A 17,912-nucleotide genomic window follows, 5' to 3' on the forward strand; every position below is an offset into this window, starting at 1 on the left:
GAGGTGTACGCCATGGTGGCTCCACCGGACAATGCCCCGCCTGACAATGACGTCCTCTGGGCACGGTCCCTTCACTACTCCCACTGGGGGTCCCCGCGGACGAAGTCCGGGGGAGGATCCCCCGCCCTCGTCGGGGTCTCCGTGGGAGTCCGCCAGGGCGAGATCCTGGCCCTGACCGGTCCCCTCGGCAGCGGCAAGACCACCCTGCTCCGCTGCCTGTCCGGGCAGCTGCGGCCCGAGCAGGGCGAGGTCTGGTTCAACAGCGTCCCCGTGCACACCATGGGCGCGCTGGCCCGCGAACGGCTGCGCCGCGACCGCTTCGGCTGGATCGGCCCGGAGCCGCAGCTGCTGCCCGAGCTGAAGGTCTGGGAGAACGCCGCCCTGCCGCTGCTCCTCGCCGGCACCTCCCACCGCGCCGCCAAGAACGCCGCCTGCGAATGGCTGGACCGCCTCGACATCGGCGGTTTCGCCCGCAAGCGCCCCGCTTCCCTCACCCGGGCCGAGTGCCAGCGGGTCGCCCTGGCCCGCGCCCTGGTCAACGAGCCCGCGGTGATCTTCGCCGACGAGCCCACGGCCCCGCTGCACCGCGCCGAGCGGGCCCTGCTGCTCCGGTCCCTCACCACCGCGGCGCGTTCCCACGAGGTCACCGTGCTGCTGGCCACCCACGACGAGGCCACCGCGGCCGTCGCGGACCGCCGGCTGGCCCTGCTCGACGGCCGTCTCGCGGGGGCCGCGGCCGTCTCCTCCCCCGCCGACGACACCCCGGAGGGCCAGGCCGCGTGCTCGCTCTCCGCCTAGCCCGCGGCTCCCGGCCGCTCGTCCAGCTGCGGCGGCTCCTCGTCGCCGCCGCCTCGGCCGGGACCGGGTTCCTGCTGCTCTCCGTACTCGCCGGGGCCGTGGCCCGGCCCGCCGGATCGTTCCCTCGCCTGCTCTGGGCCCTGATCCCGGTGGCCGTCACCGTCCACTTCGCCGTGGCCGTGGCCCGCGCCGACCCGGCGAACCGCCCCCGCGCGGGCCTGGACGACGTCGGGCCGGGACCCGTACGGCTCCTCCTCGTCGCCGCGATCTCCACCGCCGTCGCCTGCACCCTGGGCAGCGCCCTGGCCCTGGCCGTCTTCCTCCACCTGCGCGGGGACCTGGCCGGGCTGCCGTTCGACGGAGCCGGGGCCAAGCTGCTCCACGCCGACCAGCCGCTGCCCGTGGCGGCCGCCCTCACCCTGCTGGCCGTGGTCCCGGTGGCCGCCGCGGCCGCCACCGCCCTCGCGCTGCGCCCGCACCGGCCGCTCGCCCCGCAGACCGGGCTGCCCTGGGGGATCGCGCTGACCGCCTGCGGGTTCGCCGCCGAGGCCTACGCGGGCCGGAGCGCCCCCGGGATGCTCGCCGGCTGGTCACTGACCGCGATCGGCCTCGCCCTCGCCGGGCCGGGGTTCGCCTACGCCTCCGGGAGCCTGGTCCAGGCCGTGCGCCCGGGCGCGCTGCGGCTGCTGGCCGGGCGGGTCCTCCAGGAGGAGGCTCCCCGGATCGGCCCGCCGCTCGGCGTGCTGTGCTCGGTCGGCGCGGGCGCCCTCACCGCCGTGGCCCTGCGCGAGCAGGGCGGGCCGCTCGTCCCGCTGGGCCCGCTGACCGGGCCGGCCGCCGCGCTGGTGGCCCTGTGCGCGGGCGCGACCCTTCTCACATCCGCGGTGGAGGCGCGCCGCAGCCGGGGCGCCGCGCGGGAGGCCCTGCTCGACCTGGGCGCTCCCGCCAAGGTCCTGCGTACGGCGGCGAGTCTGCGGGCCGGCGCGCTCGTGGCGGTGTGCGTTCCGCTCAGCTGGGGTGTGGCGCAGCTGACGTCGCTGGCACTGACCCGCTGACGCGAGCAGCCCTTAGTGTGGGCCGAATGGTCAACGGATACATCGACACCGAGATCGAGACGCTCGCCGAATTCGACCAGGTCGTGGCACGCGGCTCGCTCAGCGGCTACCGGATCCAGTCGGTCAACCTGCTGGAGCGGACCTTCGCGCTGCTCTCCGCAGACACCTCGGCAGCCGTGTTCCTGGGCTGCGCGATGGAGCCCGATGCGTCGGTGAAGGTCCGCGCCGACGGCGCGCTGGTCTTCCCGCCCGTCCCGGACCTGCCGTTCAACCCGTACCGGGGGCTGCTCTACACGCCGGAGGAGCTCTTCGCCGGACTGCCCGACGGGTACGAGGCCACCCCCGACGCCCTGGCCTACGCCTGGTTCCAGGAGACCAAGGCCGACGGCGACATCTACTCCTCCATGCTCCGCTCCATCCACGACGACGCCGTCTCCGACGCCCTCGACGAGCACCTCGTCGGCGCCAGGGTCGTCGGCGTGATGGGCGGCCACGCCATGTCCCGCGGCGGTACGGACTACCGCGGCGCGGCGGAGCTGGGCCGGGCCCTGACCCGGTCCGGGCTGACCGTGGCCACCGGCGGCGGCCCCGGCGCGATGGAGGCCGCCAACCTGGGCGCCTACCTGGCCCCGGCCCCCGACGAGGCCCTCGCGGAGGCCCTGGAGCTGCTGGCCAAGGCCCCGTCCTTCGCGCCGTCGGTGTCCGACTGGGCGCGCGCGGCCTTCGCCGTACGGGACCGCTGGCCCACCGGCGGCGACTCGGTGGGCATCCCGACCTGGTTCTACGGGCACGAGCCGCCGAACGCCTTCGCGGGGCACATCGCGAAGTACTTCGCGAACGCCACCCGCGAGGACGGGCTGCTGGCCCGCTCCACCGCGGGCGTGGTCTTCCTGCCCGGCGCGGCGGGCACGGTCCAGGAGGTCTTCGACAATGCCACGCCGAACTACTACGGGTCCCGGGGCGAGCCGGCGCCGATGGTCCTGGTCGGCCACACCCACTGGACCGAGCACCTCCCGGTCTGGCCGCTGCTCCGGGCGCTCGCCCGCGGCCGCGCCATGGAGTCCCGGATCGCGCTGGTCGACTCGGTGGACGAGGTCCCCGGCGTCCTCGCGTCAATGAGCTGAGCTCCGGAAGCAACTTCGCAGCCCGTTCGCACGTCTGGCAGAGGTACCGCAAAACCTGCCAGACGTGAACGGAGCCCTTGGTGCTCATAGGCCTGCTGACCGCTGTCGCGGCGTCCATCTGCTACGGCACGGGATCCGTGCTGCAAGCCGTCGGATCGCGCCGCGCCGCCCGGATGTCCCCCACCGCCGCCGGGGTGACCGCCCATGGCGGACCCAATCTGTCGTCCACCGCGAAAGCGGCGATGACCTGGGAGTTCATCGTCGGCACCATCCTGGACTTCGTGGGCTTCGGGCTCGGCGCCCTGGCCGCCCGCCTCCTTCCCCTGTTCCTCTCCCAGACGGTGATCAGCGCCAACCTGGTGATCACGGCAGTGCTGAGCGTGAAGATGCTGGGCATCCGGCTGAGCCGGAAGGAGTGGACCTCGATCGGCGTCGTCTGCACGGCGCTGGTGCTGCTCGCCACGGCGGCGGGCCACGAGGGCGGCCACCACGCACCCATGTCCACGCACTGGTGGCTGCTCGGGATCACCCTGCTGCTGATGGTCGGCGGCACGGTCGCGGTACGCCTCCTCGGCGGCGGGGCGGCGATCCTGGCGGGCCTGCTCTCGGGCCTGGGCTTCGGCGCGCTCGGCGTCGGCGTCCGGATCCTCGACGGCGTGGACCCGTTCGACCTCGGCACCTTCCTCTCCGACCCGGCCCTCTACGCCATTCTGGTGGCGGGCATCGGCGGCATGTACCTGCACACGATCGCCCTCCAGATCGGCTCGGTGAACGGCGCCACGGCCGCCCTGGTCGTCGGCGAGACGGTGCTCCCGGGCGCGATCGGCGTGCTCTGGCTCGGTGACGCCTCCCGTCCGGGCCTCGCCTGGCTGGCGGTCCTCGGCTTCGTCCTGGCCGTCGCCGGCGCGGTGGCCGTCGCCTGGTACGGCAAGCACGAGGGCGCCGAGGAGCAGGCCCCGGCGCCGGTGCCGGAGGCCGTCGGCTGACCCGGGCCCGCCGGACGGGCATTCACCCGGTCGGCCGCCCCCGGTGGTGGCGCGGCGGCGGCTGCCGCTTGCTGGACCGGGGGAGAGAGCGAGGGGCTTATGGAGCCCACGACCGATCCGCTGAAGACACCGCGCGCCGCCGGAATGGCCGGAGTGGCCTTCGCCCTGCTGCTCGGGGTGGCGATCGTCCTGATGCGGATCTCCCTCCCCGGCGACGCCGCCGACGCGGCCATCGACCCGGACAAGCGCTGGGCGGTCCAGGTGGCCCTGGAGATCGTGCCCTTCGCGGGCATCTTCTTCCTCTGGTTCATGGGCGCCCTGCGCGCGCACACCGGTGAAGCCGAGGACCGGTTCATCGCCACCGTGTTCCTCGGCAGCGGATTCGTCTTCGTGGCCACGCTGTTCGCCTCCGCCGCGGCCGCCGGCACCGTGCTCAACGAGGGCACGCCCTCCGACTTCGGCCGCCACTACGCCTATACGCTCCTCGCGACCTACGCCATGCGGATGGCGGCCGTCTTCGTCCTCGCGACGTCGACCATCGGGCGGCTGCTCGGGGTCTTCCCCCGCTCGCTGGCCGTACTGGGCACCGTCGTCGGCCTGGTCCTGATCGTGGTGGGTTCGGGCGTGCCCTGGTCCGAGATGCTGTTCCCGGCCTGGGCCCTGGTCATCAGCGTGCACATCCTGCGCGCCCGGCGCGGCACTGCCCGCACGGGCCGGTCCGGACCGCCCTGAACCCGCGCTGACCTGGGGGTGCGTACTCCGGCAGGCGGCCTGCGGGTCCCGCGTGCATGCTGGGGTGCAGGGGAGGATCCGGGGATTTCGGGGGTGACGGGACACCCAGCCGAGGGAAAGGCAGAACCGTCATGAGGCTTGTCGTCGACCTCAACCGATGCCAGGGATACGCCCAGTGCGCGTTCCTCGCTCCCGACGTGTTCGCCATGCACGGCGAGGAGTCGCTGCTCTACAACCCGGAAGCGGCCGCCGAGCAGCGCGAGAACGTCGAACGCGCCGTGGCCGCCTGTCCGGTCGGTGCGATCCTCCTGGAACTGACCGACGAGGACATGGCGAACGTGCCGGCCCCCGATGCCGTCGCCGGATCCGGCTCCCGTTCCGGAGGCGCGCGGTGAGCGGTGAAGGAACACGTGACGGAGCCCTTGAGCGGCTCAAGCGCGAGGGCCGCATCGTCGTCGTCGGCGCTTCGCTGGCCGGGCTGCGGGCGGCCGAGACCATGCGTGCGAAGGGCTTCGCCGGTTCGCTGACGATGATCGGCGACGAACCGTACGAGCCCTACGACCGGCCCCCGCTGTCCAAGCAGGTCCTGCTGGGCCACGCGGTGGCCGACCACACGGCGCTCCCCCGCCGCCGCGCGATCGACGCCGAATGGCGCCTCGGGGTCCCCGCCACGGGACTGGACATGGCCGCCCGCCGGGTCCGTCTCGGCAACGGCGACGAGGTCGAGTACGACCGGCTGCTGATCGCCACCGGAGTCCGGGCGCGGCCCTGGCCCAACGCGGAGGAGGGCGCCCTCAAGGGAGTCTTCGTCCTGCGCACCCGCGACGACGGCGAAGGCCTGCAACAGGCCCTCGCCGCCGGCCCCCGCCGGGTGCTCGTCATCGGAGCCGGCTTCACCGGGTCCGAGATCGCCTCCGCCTGCCGGGAACGCGGCCTGGACGTCACCGTCGCCGAACGGGGCGCCGCGCCGCTGGTCGGCGCGCTCGGCGGAGTGATCGGCGAGATCGCGGCCGGGATGCACCGCGAGAACGGGGTGGACCTGCGCACCGGGGTCATGGTGACCGGGCTGGAGGGCGACCCCGCCGGACGGGTCCGCGCCGCCCACTTCTCCGACGGGTCCACCGTCGAGGCCGATGTGGTGGTCGTCGGGCTCGGCGCGCAGCGCAACACCGAGTGGCTCGCCGGGTCCGGACTGGGTGCCGGCCCGCGCGGCATCGCCTGTGACGCGGGCTGCCGGGCCTTCGACATCCGCGGCATAGTCACCGATGACATCTACGTGGCGGGTGACGTGGCCCGTTCCCCGCACGCCCTGTTCGGCTACCAGTTCCTCTCCCTGGAGCACTGGGGCAATGCCGTCGCGCAGGCCGACACCGCCGCGCACAACATGCTCAGCGAGAGCGCGGACCGCCGCCCCCACCTGTGGGTCCCGGCGTTCTGGTCCTCGCAGTTCGGGGTGAACATCAAGTCCGTCGGGGTACCGCCGATGGGGACCGAGCTCCTCGTCACGCAGGGCTCGCTCGCGGAGCGCCGGTTCGCGGCCGTGTACGGGTACCAGGGGCGCGTGATCGCCGCCGTGACCTTCGACAACTGCCGGTGGCTGCCGTTCTACGAGCACCAGATCGAGACCACCGCGCCGTTCCCCCCGGAGTTCTCCACGGTGGACCGCAGGCCGGAGGGAAGCAAGCCGGTACCGGCGGACTTCCCGGACCCCTCGGTGCCGACGCACGCGCCGACCATCACCCTCAGCGGGTACTCGCCGGCCGACCGGAAGATGACCTTCGTTCCCGGGCGCTGACGGCGTCCGAGACCGCACCGCGCCCTCCCCCGAGGATCACGAGGATCACGAGGACCCGTCATGACACAAGCCCTCCTGCGGGAGATCATCGACTACGCGAACCGCGCGAATCCGTATCCGCTGTACGAGGAGCTCCGCAAGACCCCGGTGTCCCACGACGGGGACGGCCCGTACGTGATCAGCACGTACTACGAGATCCAGAGCCTCCTGCACGACCCGCGGATCAGCTCCGACGCGAAGAACCTGAAGTCGACCGGGGACGACCCGCTGGGCCAGGCCGAGGACGAGGGGACGGGCACGGCGCTGCCGCCGGCCTTCCTCAAGCTCGACCCGCCGGACCACGACCGCCTGCGGCGGATGACGAACCGGCCGTTCGGGCCGCCCCACGCCCCCCACCGGGTGTACGACATGCGCGACGAACTCGGCGGCCTCGTCACCGGGCTCATCGACTCGATCTCCGAGACGGGCAACCTGGACCGGGTCGACCTGGTGGACCAGTTCGCGTACCCCTTCCCGGTCACGGTCATCTGCCGGCTGCTCGGCGTGCCCCGCGAGGACGAGCCGAAGTTCCACGTCTGGGCGGATACCCTCGCCGCGAGCCTGGACCCCGACCCGGACGCCGATCCCACCCAGCACGGCAAGGGCGCCATGGACGCCCGTATGGAACTGGGCATGTACCTGGCCGGGTTGATCGAGGAGCGCCGCAAGAAGCCGGGCACCGACATGCTGTCCCAGCTGGCGACCGACGACGGCCCGGACGGGTCGATGACCACCATGGAGGCGCTCAGCACCTCCGCGCTGCTGCTGATCGCGGGCCACGAGACCACGGTCAACCTGATCACCAACGGGATGCTGACCCTGCTGCGCCACCCGGACGTCCTCAAGAGGCTCCGCGAGGACCCCGGTCTGTCCGTCCCGATCGTCGAGGAGCTGCTGCGGTACGAGCCGCCCGTGCAGCTGCTCCCCCAGCGCACCACCCTCTCCGACATCGAGGTCGCCGGCGTCACGATCCCCAAGGGCGCCTCCCTGTGGCTGATCCTGGCCTCCGGGAACCGTGACCCGAAGCGGTTCGAGAACCCGGACCGTTTCGACCCCGACCGCAAGGACATCCAGCACCTCGGCCTCGGCAGCGGCATCCACAGCTGCTTCGGGGCACCGCTGGCCCGGCAGGAGGCGCAGCTCGCGCTGAGCGAACTGGCCCGCCGGCTGGAGAACCCGCGGCTGCTGGAGGACCCGCCGCCGTACCGTCAGAACGCGGTCCTGCGCGGTCCGCGCCACCTGCCGATCGCCTGCGACGGCATCCGTCCCTAGGCCGTCTCTTCCGGGCGGCTCCCCGATCGGGCCGGGTCCGCCGGGAGTACGACGACCTCGGACGGGGTGAAGGTCACCGCGACCCGGTCCCCCGCGGCCGGCGCCCCGTCCAGCCCGCACTCCGCCTCCAGGTCCGGCCCCGCCTCGGGCCGCAGCCGCAGCGCGACGTGCGTGCCGCGGAACGTGCGGGACACCACCTCGCACCGCAGGCCGGCCGCGCAGAGCACCACCCCCGCCGGGCGGATCAGCAGCCGCTGCTCCCCCTCGGGGGATCCCTCGGGGACCGGGACCTTGCCCCACGGGGTCCCGGCCGCCCCGCCCGAGACCACGGCCCGGACCACGTTCTCGAAGCCGAGGAACCGCGCGACGAACTCCGACGCGGGCCGCTGCCACACCTCCAGCGGGGTCCCGGCCTGCGCGATCCGGCCGTCCCTCATCACGATCACCCGGTCGGCCAGCGCGAAGGCCTCCCCCTGGTCGTGGGTGACGGCGAGCACCGTCGTGCCCAGCCGGGAGAACAGCTCCTGGAGTTCCACCACGAGCCGCTCCCGCAGCCCGCGGTCCAGCTGTCCCAGCGGTTCGTCGAGCATCAGCAGCCGCGGCGACGGCGCCAGCGCCCGGGCCAGCGCCACCCGCTGCTGCTCGCCGCCCGACAGGGAGGCCACCGCCCGGCCCTCCGCCCCGGGCAGCCCGACCAGCTCCAGCAGCTCCGCGACCCGGGACGCGTACGAGGCGCGCGCGCCACCGCGCATCCGCAGGCCGAAGGAGACGTTCCCGCCGACGTCGCGGTGCGGGAAGAGCTGGTGGTCCTGGAACATCAGGCCCACGCCCCGCCGGTGCACGGGCACGCCGGACTGGTCGTCCCCGCCCAGCCGCACCCGGCCCGCGGACACCTGCTGGAGCCCGGCGATCACCCGCAGCAGCGTGGACTTGCCGCTTCCGCTCGGCCCCAGCACGCACACGATCTCGTGCTCGGCGACCTCCAGGTCCACGGAGTCGACGACCGCGCGCTCACCGAAGCGGACCGACACCCCTTCCAGCTGAAGCAGTGTCATCAGAACTCCCCGGAGGTCTTGTCGGGTCGCAGTCGCTCCAGCACCAGCAGGGACACCGCGCACACCAGCATCAGGATCGTGCTCAGGGCCATCGCCTGCCCGTAGTTCATCTCGCCGGCCCGCCCCAGCAGCCGCGCCACGGCCACCGGCAGCGTCGGCCGGTCCGCCCGCGCGATGAACACGGTCGCGCCGAACTCGCCCAGCGAGACGGCGAAGGCGAATCCGGCGGCGATCAGCAGCGCCCGCCGCACCAGCGGCAGGTCCACCTCCCGCCAGGCCCGCAGCGGCGACGCGCCGAGCACCGCGGCCGCCTCCCGCAGCCGCCCGTCGACCGCGCGCAGCACCGGCAGCATCGTCCGTACGACGAAGGGCACGCCCACCAACGCCTGCGCCAGCGGCACCAGGATCCACGAGGTCCGCAGGTCCAGCGGCGGCTTGTCGAGGGTGATCAGGAAGCCGAAGCCCACCGTCACGGCGGACACCCCGAGGGGCAGCATCAGCAGCGCGTCGAAGCCGCGTACGAAGCGGCCCGCGCGCCGGGTCAGCGCGGCGGCCGCGAGTCCCCCGATGAACAGGGCGATCGCGGTGGCGGCGAGCGCGTACCGCAGGGAGTTCCCGATCGCCTCCAGCGGCGGCACCAGGAAGGTTCCGCCGCCGGCGCCCGCGTCCTGGAGCGCGCGGTAGAAGCCGAGGCCGTATCCGCCGGGGGCGTCGAAGGACCGCTCGACCAGCACGCCCAGCGGGAGCACGATCAGCAGCGCCACGGTCAGCAGCACCGCGCCCAGCAGCGTGCGCTGCGCCCAGCCGCGCGGCCGGTGCGTGGTCCGGCCCGGGTCCACCAGCCGCAGTGCGGTCTCCCGTCGGCGCACGGTCCGGGCGTGCACGGCGAGGATCCCGCCGATCGCCGCGAACTGCACCATCGTCAGCACGGCGGCCGTCGGCAGGTCCAGGAGCTGCGCGGTCTGCCGGTAGACCTCCACCTCCAGGGTGGAGTACGCGGGCCCGCCCAGGATCAGTACGACGCCGAAGGAGCTGAAGGTGAACAGGAAGACCATCAGCGAGGCGGCGGCCACCGACGGAACCAGCGCGGGCAGGGTCACGCGCCGCCAGGCGGCGAACCGGCCGGCGCCCAGCACCCGGGCGGCCTCCTCCTGGCGCGGGTCCAGCTGGGCCCACAGCCCGCCGACCGTGCGGACGACGACCGCGTAGTTGAAGAAGACGTGCGCGAGGAGGATCGCCCAGACGGTGGTGTCGAGCCGGACCCCCATCGTTTCGTCCATCAGCCCGCCGCGCCCCAGCAGGGCGAGGAAGGCGGTGCCGACGACCACGGTCGGCAGTACGAAGGGAACGGTGACCACGGCCCGCAGCAGCTGCTTGCCGGGGAACTCGAAGCGCGCGAAGACGTACGCGCCGGGGAGTGCGATCAGCAGCGTGAGCGCGGTGGAGGCGAGCGCCTGCCAGGTGGTGAACCACAGCACGTCGGCGATGTCGGGCCGGCTCAGCACCTCGCCGATCCGGCCGAACTGCCAGCCCTCGTCGGTCTTGAGGCCGCGGCCGACGATCGCGGCGACCGGGTAGGCGAAGAACAGCCCGAAGAAGGCCAGGGGCACGGCCATCAGGGCGAGCCGGACGGCGGTCGCCCGGCCGCCCTCGCGGGGGCCGGGGCCCGGCGCGGCGCCCCCCGACGCCGCGCCCGACCCCTTGGTACCGCTTACTTCACGACGAGCGAGGTCCATGCCTTGACCCACTGCTCACGGTTCTTGGCGATGGTCTCGGGAGCCACGTTCTCCGGCTTCTCGACCACCACTCCGTGCTTGGTGAACAGCTCCGGCAGGGAAGCGTCCTTCGTCACCGGGTTCACGAACATCTGGAGCGGCATGTCCTCCTGGAACTTCTTGCTGATCAGGAAGTCCACGAGGGCCTTGCCGCCCGCCTCGTTCTTCGCGCCCTTGAGCAGGCCGGCGAACTCGACCTGGCGGAAGCAGGTGCCGGTGGCGACGCCCGTGGGGGCCTCGGCCGGCTGCGGCTCGCCGTACAGCACCTCGACCGGCGGGCTGGAGGCGTAGGAGACGACCAGCGGGCGGTCGCCCTTGGCCTTCTTGCCGCCCGCGGAGCCGGAGAACCGCTCGTTGTAGGCCTGCTCCCAGCCGTCGACGACCTCGACGCCGTTGGCCTTGAGCTTGCTCCAGTAGTCCTTCCAGCCGTCCTCGCCGTACTTGCCGACGGAGGCGAGCAGGAAGCCGAGGCCGGGCGAGGAGGTCGCGGCGTTCTCGGTGACCAGCAGGTCCTTGTACTCGGGCTTGACCAGGTCGTCCAGCGTCTGCGGCGGGGCGATCTTCTTGTCGGCGAAGTAGGCCTTGTCGTAGTTGACGCAGATGTCGCCGGAGTCGATGGGGGTGACCCGGTGCTCCTTGTCGAGCACGTACTCGGGCTTGACCGCGTCCAGGCCCTTGGCCTCGTACGGCGTGAAGATGCCGTTGTCGAGGGCGCGCGAGAGCAGGGTGTTGTCGACGCCGAAGAACACGTCGCCGCGCGGGGAGCCCTTGGTGAGGATCTCCTGGTTCAGGGCGGCGCCGGCGTCGCCGGACTTCAGCACCTTGACGGTGTAGCCGCTCTGCTGCTCGAACTCCTTGAGGACCGTGTCGGTCACGTTGAAGGAGTCGTGGGAGACGAGCGTGACGGTCTTGTCGGTCGTGCCCGCGGACTTGTCGTCGGAGCCGCCGCATGCGCTCAGCGTGGTGACGCCCAGCGCGGCCGCGAGCGCGGCGCCCGCGATCTTCTTGGTGGTGCTCACTGGTGAATTCCTCCTGGGATGTCCAGGAGAAGACGCGGCCCTGTCCGGCGCTCTGTGGGAGCGGACGCCGGGCAGGGCGCAACAGCTTGAGTGGTGACCGAACTTCCTACCCCGAATGACCGGGGCGAGGTTCAGAGGGTCTGCGGATGACGGATACCGCACTCTCAGCGCTGTGGCGCTCCCCTGTCGGAATATGAAATTGGTTCGGCCACAGGGTACCCCGTGGCCGAATATGACCTCCGCTGACCGGAACCTAGCGCTCCGAGGCCGCGAGCTGGCCGCACGCGCCGTCGATCTCCTGGCCGCGGGTGTCACGCACGGTCACGGGCACGCCGTGGCGGGCGATGGCCTCCACGAAGGCCTTCTCGTCCTCGGGCCGCGAGGCGGTCCACTTCGAGCCGGGCGTGGGGTTCAGCGGGATCAGGTTGACGTGGACGCGCTTGCCCTTGAGCAGCTTGCCCAGCAGGTCGCCACGCCAGGCCTGGTCGTTGATGTCGCGGATCAGGGCGTACTCGATGGAGATCCGGCGGCCGGACTTCTCCGCGTACTCCCAGGCCGCGCCGAGCACCTCGCGGACGTTCCAGCGGGTGTTCACGGGGACCAGCGTGTCGCGCAGCTCGTCGTCGGGCGCGTGCAGCGAGACGGCGAGACGGCACTTGAAGCCCTCGTCGGCGAACCGCAGCATGGCCGGGACCAGGCCGACGGTGGACACGGTGATGCCCCGCTGCGACAGGCCGAGGCCGTCGGGCTCGGGGTCGGTGAGCCGGCGGATGGCACCGACCACGCGGTTGTAGTTGGCGAGCGGCTCGCCCATGCCCATGAAGACGATGTTCGACAGCCGCGCCGGGCCGCCGGGGACCTCGCCGTCGCGCAGCGCGCGCATGCCGTCGACGATCTGGTGCACGATCTCGGCGGTGGAGAGGTTGCGGTCGAGGCCCGCCTGGCCGGTGGCGCAGAACGGGCAGTTCATGCCGCAGCCGGCCTGCGAGGAGATGCACATGGTGACCCGGTCGGGGTAGCGCATCAGCACGGACTCGACGAGCGTGCCGTCGTGCAGCTTCCACAGGGTCTTGCGGGTGGTGTCGTCGTCGCACGAGATGTGCCGGATGACGTTCATCAGGTCCGGCAGCAGCTCCTGCTGGAGCTTCTCCCGCGAAGCCGCCGGGATGTCGGTCCACTCGGCCGGGTCGTGCGCGTAGCGCGCGAAGTAGTGCTGGGAGAGCTGCTTGGCCCGGAACGGCTTCTCGCCGATCGCGGCGACCGCCTCACGGCGCTCGGCCGGGGTCATGTCGGCGAGGTGCCGGGGCGGCCGCTTCGCTCCGCGGGGGGCGACAAAAGTGAGCTCACCCGGGACAGGACGGGGGGCCATGCGGTACTCCTCAGTACGACGAGGTGGGGGTCACCCCGCGCATGCAGGGCCGGTCTGCGGCTCGGCCGCGAGACGGAAAGGGCGCGCCGCGTACACGCGGCGCGCCCTCCAGGATAACCCGAGCCCTGTCTCAGCCGGTGCCGACGAAGGCGGCGAGCAGCAGCCACACCACGGGAGCGGTCGGCAGCAGCGAATCGAGCCGGTCCATGATGCCGCCATGGCCCGGCAGCAGGGTGCCCATGTCCTTGATGCCCAGGTCCCGCTTGATCATGGACTCGCCCAGGTCGCCCAGTGTGGCGCTGACCGCGACCGCGAGGCCGAGCAGGAGGCCCTGCCACCAGGCGCCGCCCTCGATCAGGAACTCCATGCACAGCGCGCCGGCCGCCATCGCGAAGGCCACCGCGCCGAAGAGTCCCTCGCGGGTCTTTCCGGGGCTGATGCGCGGCGCGAGCTTGGTCTTCCCGAAGCGCCAGCCGACCGCGTAGGCGCCGGTGTCGCTGACCACGGTCAGGAGCAGGAAGGTGATCACGCGCTCGGGGCCGTCGTCGGCGGTGAGCAGCATCGCGACGAAGGTGGCGAGGAAGGGCACGTAGAACGCCGCGAAGGCGCCCGCCGTGACGTCCTTGAGGTAGTCCTCGGGCGGTTCGGTCATCCGCCACACCAGGACCGCCAGCACGGTCAGGGCCATGGCGACCCAGGCGCCCTCGGCCCCCCGGACGTACCCGGCGATGACCATGGCCGCGCCGCCGACCGCGAGCGGGACCAGCGGGGCCTTGATGTCCTTCTTCTCCTGCAGCCGGGAGGTCAGCTCCCACAGGCCCACGACGACCGCGACGACGATGACGCCGACGAAGACGGCCTTGACGATGAGCAGCGAGGCGAAGATCACCGCGCCGAGACCGACGCCGACCCCTATGGCGGCACGCAGGTCCCGGCCCGCGCGCTTCTTGGGCGGCGGCGAGGCGTCCTGCGGCTGCGGGGCATGCGGAGGCGGGGGGCTGGGCATGGGCTCCTGCGGCGGCGTATCGGCGCGGAAGAGGGGGCCGCCGTCCAGGGCGGCCCCCCGATCGCGTGCTTCCCGGTCGTCGAAGTCACGGCCGGCGGCATCGGGCACGATGGGCATGGGCCGAGTGTGCGGGCCCACCTGCGCATCGTATGCGGGACCCGCCGGAACCGGCTCCGGCTGCCAGGAAGTGTCGTTCATCAGACTTCGAGGAGCTCGGCTTCCTTGTGCTTGAGGAGCTCGTCCACCTGCGCGACGTACTTCGCGGTGGTGTCGTCGAGCTCCTTCTCCGCGCGACGGACCTCGTCCTCGCCGGCTTCCTTGTCCTTGACGAGCTTGTCGAGGGCGTCCTTGGCCTTGCGGCGCACGGCGCGGATGGAGACCTTGGAGTCCTCGGCCTTGGTGCGGGCGACCTTGATGTACTCCTTGCGGCGGTCCTGCGTCAGCTCGGGGAAGGTCACCCGGATGATGCTGCCGTCGTTGCTCGGGTTGACACCGAGGTCGGAGTCGCGGATGGCCTGCTCGATGTTGCGCAGGGCGCTCTTGTCGAACGGGGTCACGATCGCCATGCGCGGCTCGGGCACCGAGAAGGACGCGAGCTGGTTGATGGGCGTGATGGCACCGTAGTAGTCCGCCACGATCTTGTTGAACATCGCCGGGTGCGCACGGCCGGTGCGAATCGCGGCGAAGTCTTCCTTGGCGACGACGACGGCCTTTTCCATCTTCTCCTCGGCCTCGAGGAGGATCTCTTCGGTCACCACGTGCTCCTGCATGTCTTGAATGGATGGTTCAGGCGGGCGGGGCCGGCGGGGCCGGTCCGGGCTCGGTCCGGCGGCGGACCGCTCAGGCCCGGGTTTCCTGGTCGCTGACGAGCGTGCCGATCTTCTCACCCTTGACGGCGCGGGCGATATTGCCCTCGGCGAGCAGCTCGAACACGAGGATCGGCAGCTTGTTGTCGCGGCAGAGCGTGATCGCGGTGGCGTCGGCGACCTTGAGGTCGCGGGAGAGGACCTCGCTGTACTCCAGCGCGTCGAACTTCACCGCGTCCGGGTTCTTCTTCGGGTCGGAGTCGTAGACCCCGTCGACGCCGTTCTTGCCCATGAGCAGGGCCTCGGCGTCGATCTCCAGGGCACGCTGGGCGGCCGTGGTGTCGGTGGAGAAGTACGGCATGCCCATGCCCGCGCCGAAGATGACGACGCGACCCTTCTCCAGGTGGCGCACGGCACGCAGCGGGATGTACGGCTCCGCGACCTGGCCCATGGTGATGGCGGTCTGCACGCGGGAGTCGATGCCCTCCTTCTCCAGGAAGTCCTGGAGCGCGAGGCAGTTCATGACGGTGCCCAGCATGCCCATGTAGTCGGACCGCGCCCGGTCCATGCCGCGCTGCTGGAGTTCGGCGCCGCGGAAGAAGTTGCCGCCGCCGATCACGACGGCGATCTCCGCGCCGTCGCGGACCACCGCGGCGATCTCGCGCGCGATGGCGTGGACGACGTCGGGGTCGACGCCCAGTCCTCCGCCACCGGAGAAGGCCTCGCCCGACAGCTTCAGCATGAAGCGGCGGCCCTTCTTGTCCTGGTCGCTCTTGTCGTCGGATGCGGTGTGGGGGTCCACGCCCTGATTCATGGAGATCTCCTCGTGCACATACGAAGAAGGCCATTGCCGGTGGGTCCTTGCGGTTCCCTCTACGGCAATGGCCTCCTCGTCAGATCTGCGGTCGCCTCGCGCAAGCGCGGACGACTGCTTCAGACCCTACCGGGGTCCGGTGTCCGTCGCGTACGGACGGACTCAGATGCCGACCTTGATGCGGGTGAAGCGCTTCAGGGTGACACCGGCCTCGTCCAGAACCTTCTGGACGGACTTCTTGTTGTCCAGGGCGTACGCCTGGCCGAGCAGCGTGGCGTCCTTGAAGAAGCCGTTGACGCGACCCTCGACGATCTTCGCGATGGCAGCCTCGGGCTTGCCCTCCGCGCGGGTGACCTCTTCGGCGATGCGACGCTCGGACTCGACCTTCTCGGCCGGGACGTCCTCGGCGGACAGCCACTGCGGGGCGAACGCGGCGATGTGCTGCGCGACGCCGCGGGCGACCTCGGCGTTCTCCTTGTCGAGCTCGACCAGGACGCCGATCTGGAACGGCAGGTCGGGCATCGTGCGGTGCATGTACGCGGTCACGTAGCCGCCGTTGAACTGCGCGAAGCGGTCCAGGACGATCTTCTCGCCGAGGTTGGCGTTGGCCTCGTCGACGAAAGCGGTGACGGTCTTGCCGGGCTCGATCTCGGACGCGAGGAGCGCCTCGATGTCGGCCGGGGAGGTGGCGGCCACGTGGGCGGCCAGCTGGTTCGCGACGGCCACGAACTTCTCGCCCTTGGCGACGAAGTCGGTCTCGCACTTCAGCTCGACGATGACACCGGAGGTGTTGTCGTCGGCGATGAGGGAGACGACCGCGCCGTTCTCGGCAGAACGGCCTTCGCGCTTGGCGACGCCCTTCTGACCCTTGATGCGGAGCGCTTCCTGGGCCTTGTCGACGTCACCGTCGGCGTCCACGAGCGCGTTCTTGCAGTCCAGCATGCCGGCGCCGGTGAGCTCGCGGAGCTTCTTGACGTCAGCGGCGGTGTAGTTCGCCATGAGTCTGTGATTCTCTCTCGAAGTCGTAGATCTACGGGTGAACGGCGGAGGTGCCGCGCTCGTGGCGCGGCTCCCCCGCCGTCATCGTCCGTGCTGTGAGTGCCCGGCGTGTGAACGCCGGGCGCTCTCAGTGGGTCAGGCCTGCTCGGCGTCGGCGGCCGGGGCCTCAGCCTCGGCGGCCGGGGCCTCGACGACCTCGGCGACGACCTCGGCGGCGGCCTCGGCCGGAGCGGCCTCAGCGGCGTCGTCGGCCTTCTTGTCGCCCTCGAGCAGGTCGCGCTCCCACTCGGCGAGCGGCTCGGCGGCGGCCTTCTCGCCCGGCTTCGAGTCGCCGGTCGCAGCGCCGGAGCGGGCGATGAGGCCCTCGGCGACGGCGTCGGCGATCACGCGGGTGAGCAGGGTGACGGAACGGATCGCGTCGTCGTTACCCGGGATCTTGTAGTCGACCTCGTCGGGGTCGCAGTTGGTGTCGAGGATCGCGACGACCGGGATGTGCAGCTTGCGCGCCTCACCGACGGCGATGTGCTCCTTCTTGGTGTCGACGATCCAGACGGCGCTGGGGACCTTCGACATCTCGCGGATACCACCGAGGGTCTTCTCCAGCTTGATCTTCTCGCGCGAGAGGACCAGGAGCTCCTTCTTGGTGAGACCCGAGGCCGCGACGTCCTCGAAGTCGATCGCCTCAAGCTCCTTCAGACGCTGAAGGCGCTTGTAGACGGTGGAGAAGTTGGTGAGCATGCCACCCAGCCACCGCTGGTTGACGTACGGCATACCAACGCGCGTCGCCTGCTCGGCGATGGCCTCCTGGGCCTGCTTCTTGGTACCGACGAACATGATGGAGCCACCGTGCGCGACGGTCTCCTTCACGAACTCGTAGGCGCGGTCGATGTACGACAGCGACTGCAGCAGGTCGATGATGTAGATGCCGTTGCGCTCCGTGAAGATGAAGCGCTTCATCTTCGGGTTCCAACGACGGGTCTGGTGACCGAAGTGGACGCCGCTTTCCAGCAGCTCCCGCATCGTGACGACGGCCATGGCCATCTCCTTGGTTTCTCGGTTTGATTCCTGACGCCCCACCGCGCCCTGCCCCCATGAGGGACCGAGAGACGCTGCCACCTGGCCGTTTCGGGCTGGTGTTGGGGCGTGCGAAGTCGACCCGGTGACCCGGATCGCCACAAGAAGTGTACGGGACCCGGCGGTATGCCGGGTGACGCCGTTGTCCACAGGGCCCGGACCGTCCACAGGCCCGCTCCCGGCCGCGTACGTGC

At 71.6% G+C, this 17,912-nt stretch carries 17 protein-coding genes and 1 riboswitch; of the genes, 8 read left to right on the top strand and 9 right to left on the bottom strand.

Annotated elements, in window-relative coordinates; translation table 11 throughout:
* The first annotated feature begins 12 nt into the window (after nt 1-12).
* The 8 genes from ACFYZ4_RS18980 to ACFYZ4_RS19015 all read left to right on the top strand — a co-directional run bounded on the left by ACFYZ4_RS18980 (nt 13) and on the right by ACFYZ4_RS19015 (nt 7,801).
* Nucleotides 13-798: an ABC transporter ATP-binding protein gene (locus tag ACFYZ4_RS18980; RefSeq protein WP_390784407.1), complete on the top strand. Its 786-nt coding sequence runs from the start codon at nt 13-15 to the stop codon at nt 796-798.
* On the top strand, nt 780-1,853 hold the full coding sequence (locus ACFYZ4_RS18985) for a hypothetical protein (protein WP_390784408.1): 1,074 nt from the start codon (nt 780-782) through the stop codon (nt 1,851-1,853). The genes ACFYZ4_RS18980 and ACFYZ4_RS18985 overlap by 19 nt, the downstream gene beginning before the upstream one ends.
* 26 nt (nt 1,854-1,879) lie before the next feature.
* Nucleotides 1,880-2,977 (top strand): LOG family protein, encoded by a 1,098-nt coding sequence (locus ACFYZ4_RS18990; RefSeq protein ID WP_390784409.1) that lies wholly within the window; start codon nt 1,880-1,882, stop codon nt 2,975-2,977.
* An 80-nt stretch (nt 2,978-3,057) separates the two neighbouring features.
* Nucleotides 3,058-3,963 (top strand): hypothetical protein, encoded by a 906-nt coding sequence (locus ACFYZ4_RS18995; RefSeq protein ID WP_351588669.1) that lies wholly within the window; start codon nt 3,058-3,060, stop codon nt 3,961-3,963.
* A 99-nt stretch (nt 3,964-4,062) separates the two neighbouring features.
* A complete protein-coding gene (locus ACFYZ4_RS19000; RefSeq protein ID WP_351292894.1) occupies nt 4,063-4,695 on the top strand; it encodes a hypothetical protein in 633 nt (210 codons plus the stop codon).
* Nucleotides 4,696-4,826: 131 nt separating this feature from the next.
* Nucleotides 4,827-5,090, top strand: a complete 264-nt coding sequence (locus ACFYZ4_RS19005) for a ferredoxin (protein WP_351292892.1) — start codon at nt 4,827-4,829, stop codon at nt 5,088-5,090.
* Nucleotides 5,087-6,490, top strand: coding sequence for an FAD-dependent oxidoreductase (locus ACFYZ4_RS19010; RefSeq protein WP_351292890.1), 1,404 nt, complete (start codon nt 5,087-5,089; stop codon nt 6,488-6,490). Before ACFYZ4_RS19005 ends, ACFYZ4_RS19010 begins: the two co-directional genes overlap by 4 nt.
* Before the next feature lie 60 nt (nt 6,491-6,550).
* Complete coding sequence (locus tag ACFYZ4_RS19015; protein ID WP_351292888.1) at nt 6,551-7,801, top strand: cytochrome P450; 1,251 nt, start codon at nt 6,551-6,553, stop codon at nt 7,799-7,801.
* On the opposite strand, the gene ACFYZ4_RS19020 is transcribed toward ACFYZ4_RS19015, so the two are convergent.
* The 9 genes from ACFYZ4_RS19020 to rpsB form a co-directional block, all read right to left on the bottom strand.
* Complete coding sequence (locus ACFYZ4_RS19020) at nt 7,798-8,856, bottom strand: ABC transporter ATP-binding protein (RefSeq protein ID WP_390784410.1); 1,059 nt, start codon at nt 8,854-8,856, stop codon at nt 7,798-7,800. The genes ACFYZ4_RS19015 and ACFYZ4_RS19020 overlap by 4 nt on opposite strands.
* Nucleotides 8,856-10,472 carry an ABC transporter permease gene (locus ACFYZ4_RS19025; RefSeq protein ID WP_384340983.1) on the bottom strand — a complete coding sequence of 539 codons (1,617 nt, stop codon included), beginning with the start codon at nt 10,470-10,472 and terminating at the stop codon, nt 8,856-8,858. Before ACFYZ4_RS19025 ends, ACFYZ4_RS19020 begins: the two co-directional genes overlap by 1 nt.
* Nucleotides 10,473-10,567: 95 nt before the next feature.
* Nucleotides 10,568-11,650, bottom strand: coding sequence for a thiamine ABC transporter substrate-binding protein (locus ACFYZ4_RS19030; RefSeq protein ID WP_351292884.1), 1,083 nt, complete (start codon nt 11,648-11,650; stop codon nt 10,568-10,570).
* An 85-nt stretch (nt 11,651-11,735) separates the two neighbouring features.
* Nucleotides 11,736-11,845, bottom strand: a riboswitch (TPP riboswitch).
* A 58-nt stretch (nt 11,846-11,903) separates the two neighbouring features.
* Nucleotides 11,904-13,019: a 23S rRNA (adenine(2503)-C(2))-methyltransferase RlmN gene (gene rlmN, locus ACFYZ4_RS19035; protein WP_351292881.1), complete on the bottom strand. Its 1,116-nt coding sequence runs from the start codon at nt 13,017-13,019 to the stop codon at nt 11,904-11,906.
* Nucleotides 13,020-13,149: 130 nt separating this feature from the next.
* The gene (locus ACFYZ4_RS19040) at nt 13,150-14,223 is read right to left on the bottom strand and encodes a phosphatidate cytidylyltransferase (RefSeq protein WP_351292879.1); all 1,074 of its coding nucleotides are present in this window, start codon (nt 14,221-14,223) and stop codon (nt 13,150-13,152) included.
* Nucleotides 14,223-14,780: a ribosome recycling factor gene (frr, locus tag ACFYZ4_RS19045; RefSeq protein ID WP_031144133.1), complete on the bottom strand. Its 558-nt coding sequence runs from the start codon at nt 14,778-14,780 to the stop codon at nt 14,223-14,225. Before frr ends, ACFYZ4_RS19040 begins: the two co-directional genes overlap by 1 nt.
* Before the next feature lie 85 nt (nt 14,781-14,865).
* On the bottom strand, nt 14,866-15,645 hold the full coding sequence (pyrH, locus tag ACFYZ4_RS19050) for a UMP kinase (protein WP_030016384.1): 780 nt from the start codon (nt 15,643-15,645) through the stop codon (nt 14,866-14,868).
* 162 nt (nt 15,646-15,807) lie between these two features.
* Nucleotides 15,808-16,644 carry a translation elongation factor Ts gene (gene tsf, locus ACFYZ4_RS19055; protein ID WP_351292877.1) on the bottom strand — a complete coding sequence of 279 codons (837 nt, stop codon included), beginning with the start codon at nt 16,642-16,644 and terminating at the stop codon, nt 15,808-15,810.
* A 135-nt stretch (nt 16,645-16,779) separates the two neighbouring features.
* Nucleotides 16,780-17,679, bottom strand: coding sequence for a 30S ribosomal protein S2 (rpsB, locus tag ACFYZ4_RS19060; RefSeq protein ID WP_351292875.1), 900 nt, complete (start codon nt 17,677-17,679; stop codon nt 16,780-16,782).
* Nucleotides 17,680-17,912 lie beyond the last annotated feature (233 nt).

Source organism: Streptomyces sp. NPDC001513 (genome assembly GCF_042894695.1).
Taxonomy (GTDB): Bacteria; Actinomycetota; Actinomycetes; order Streptomycetales; family Streptomycetaceae; genus Streptomyces.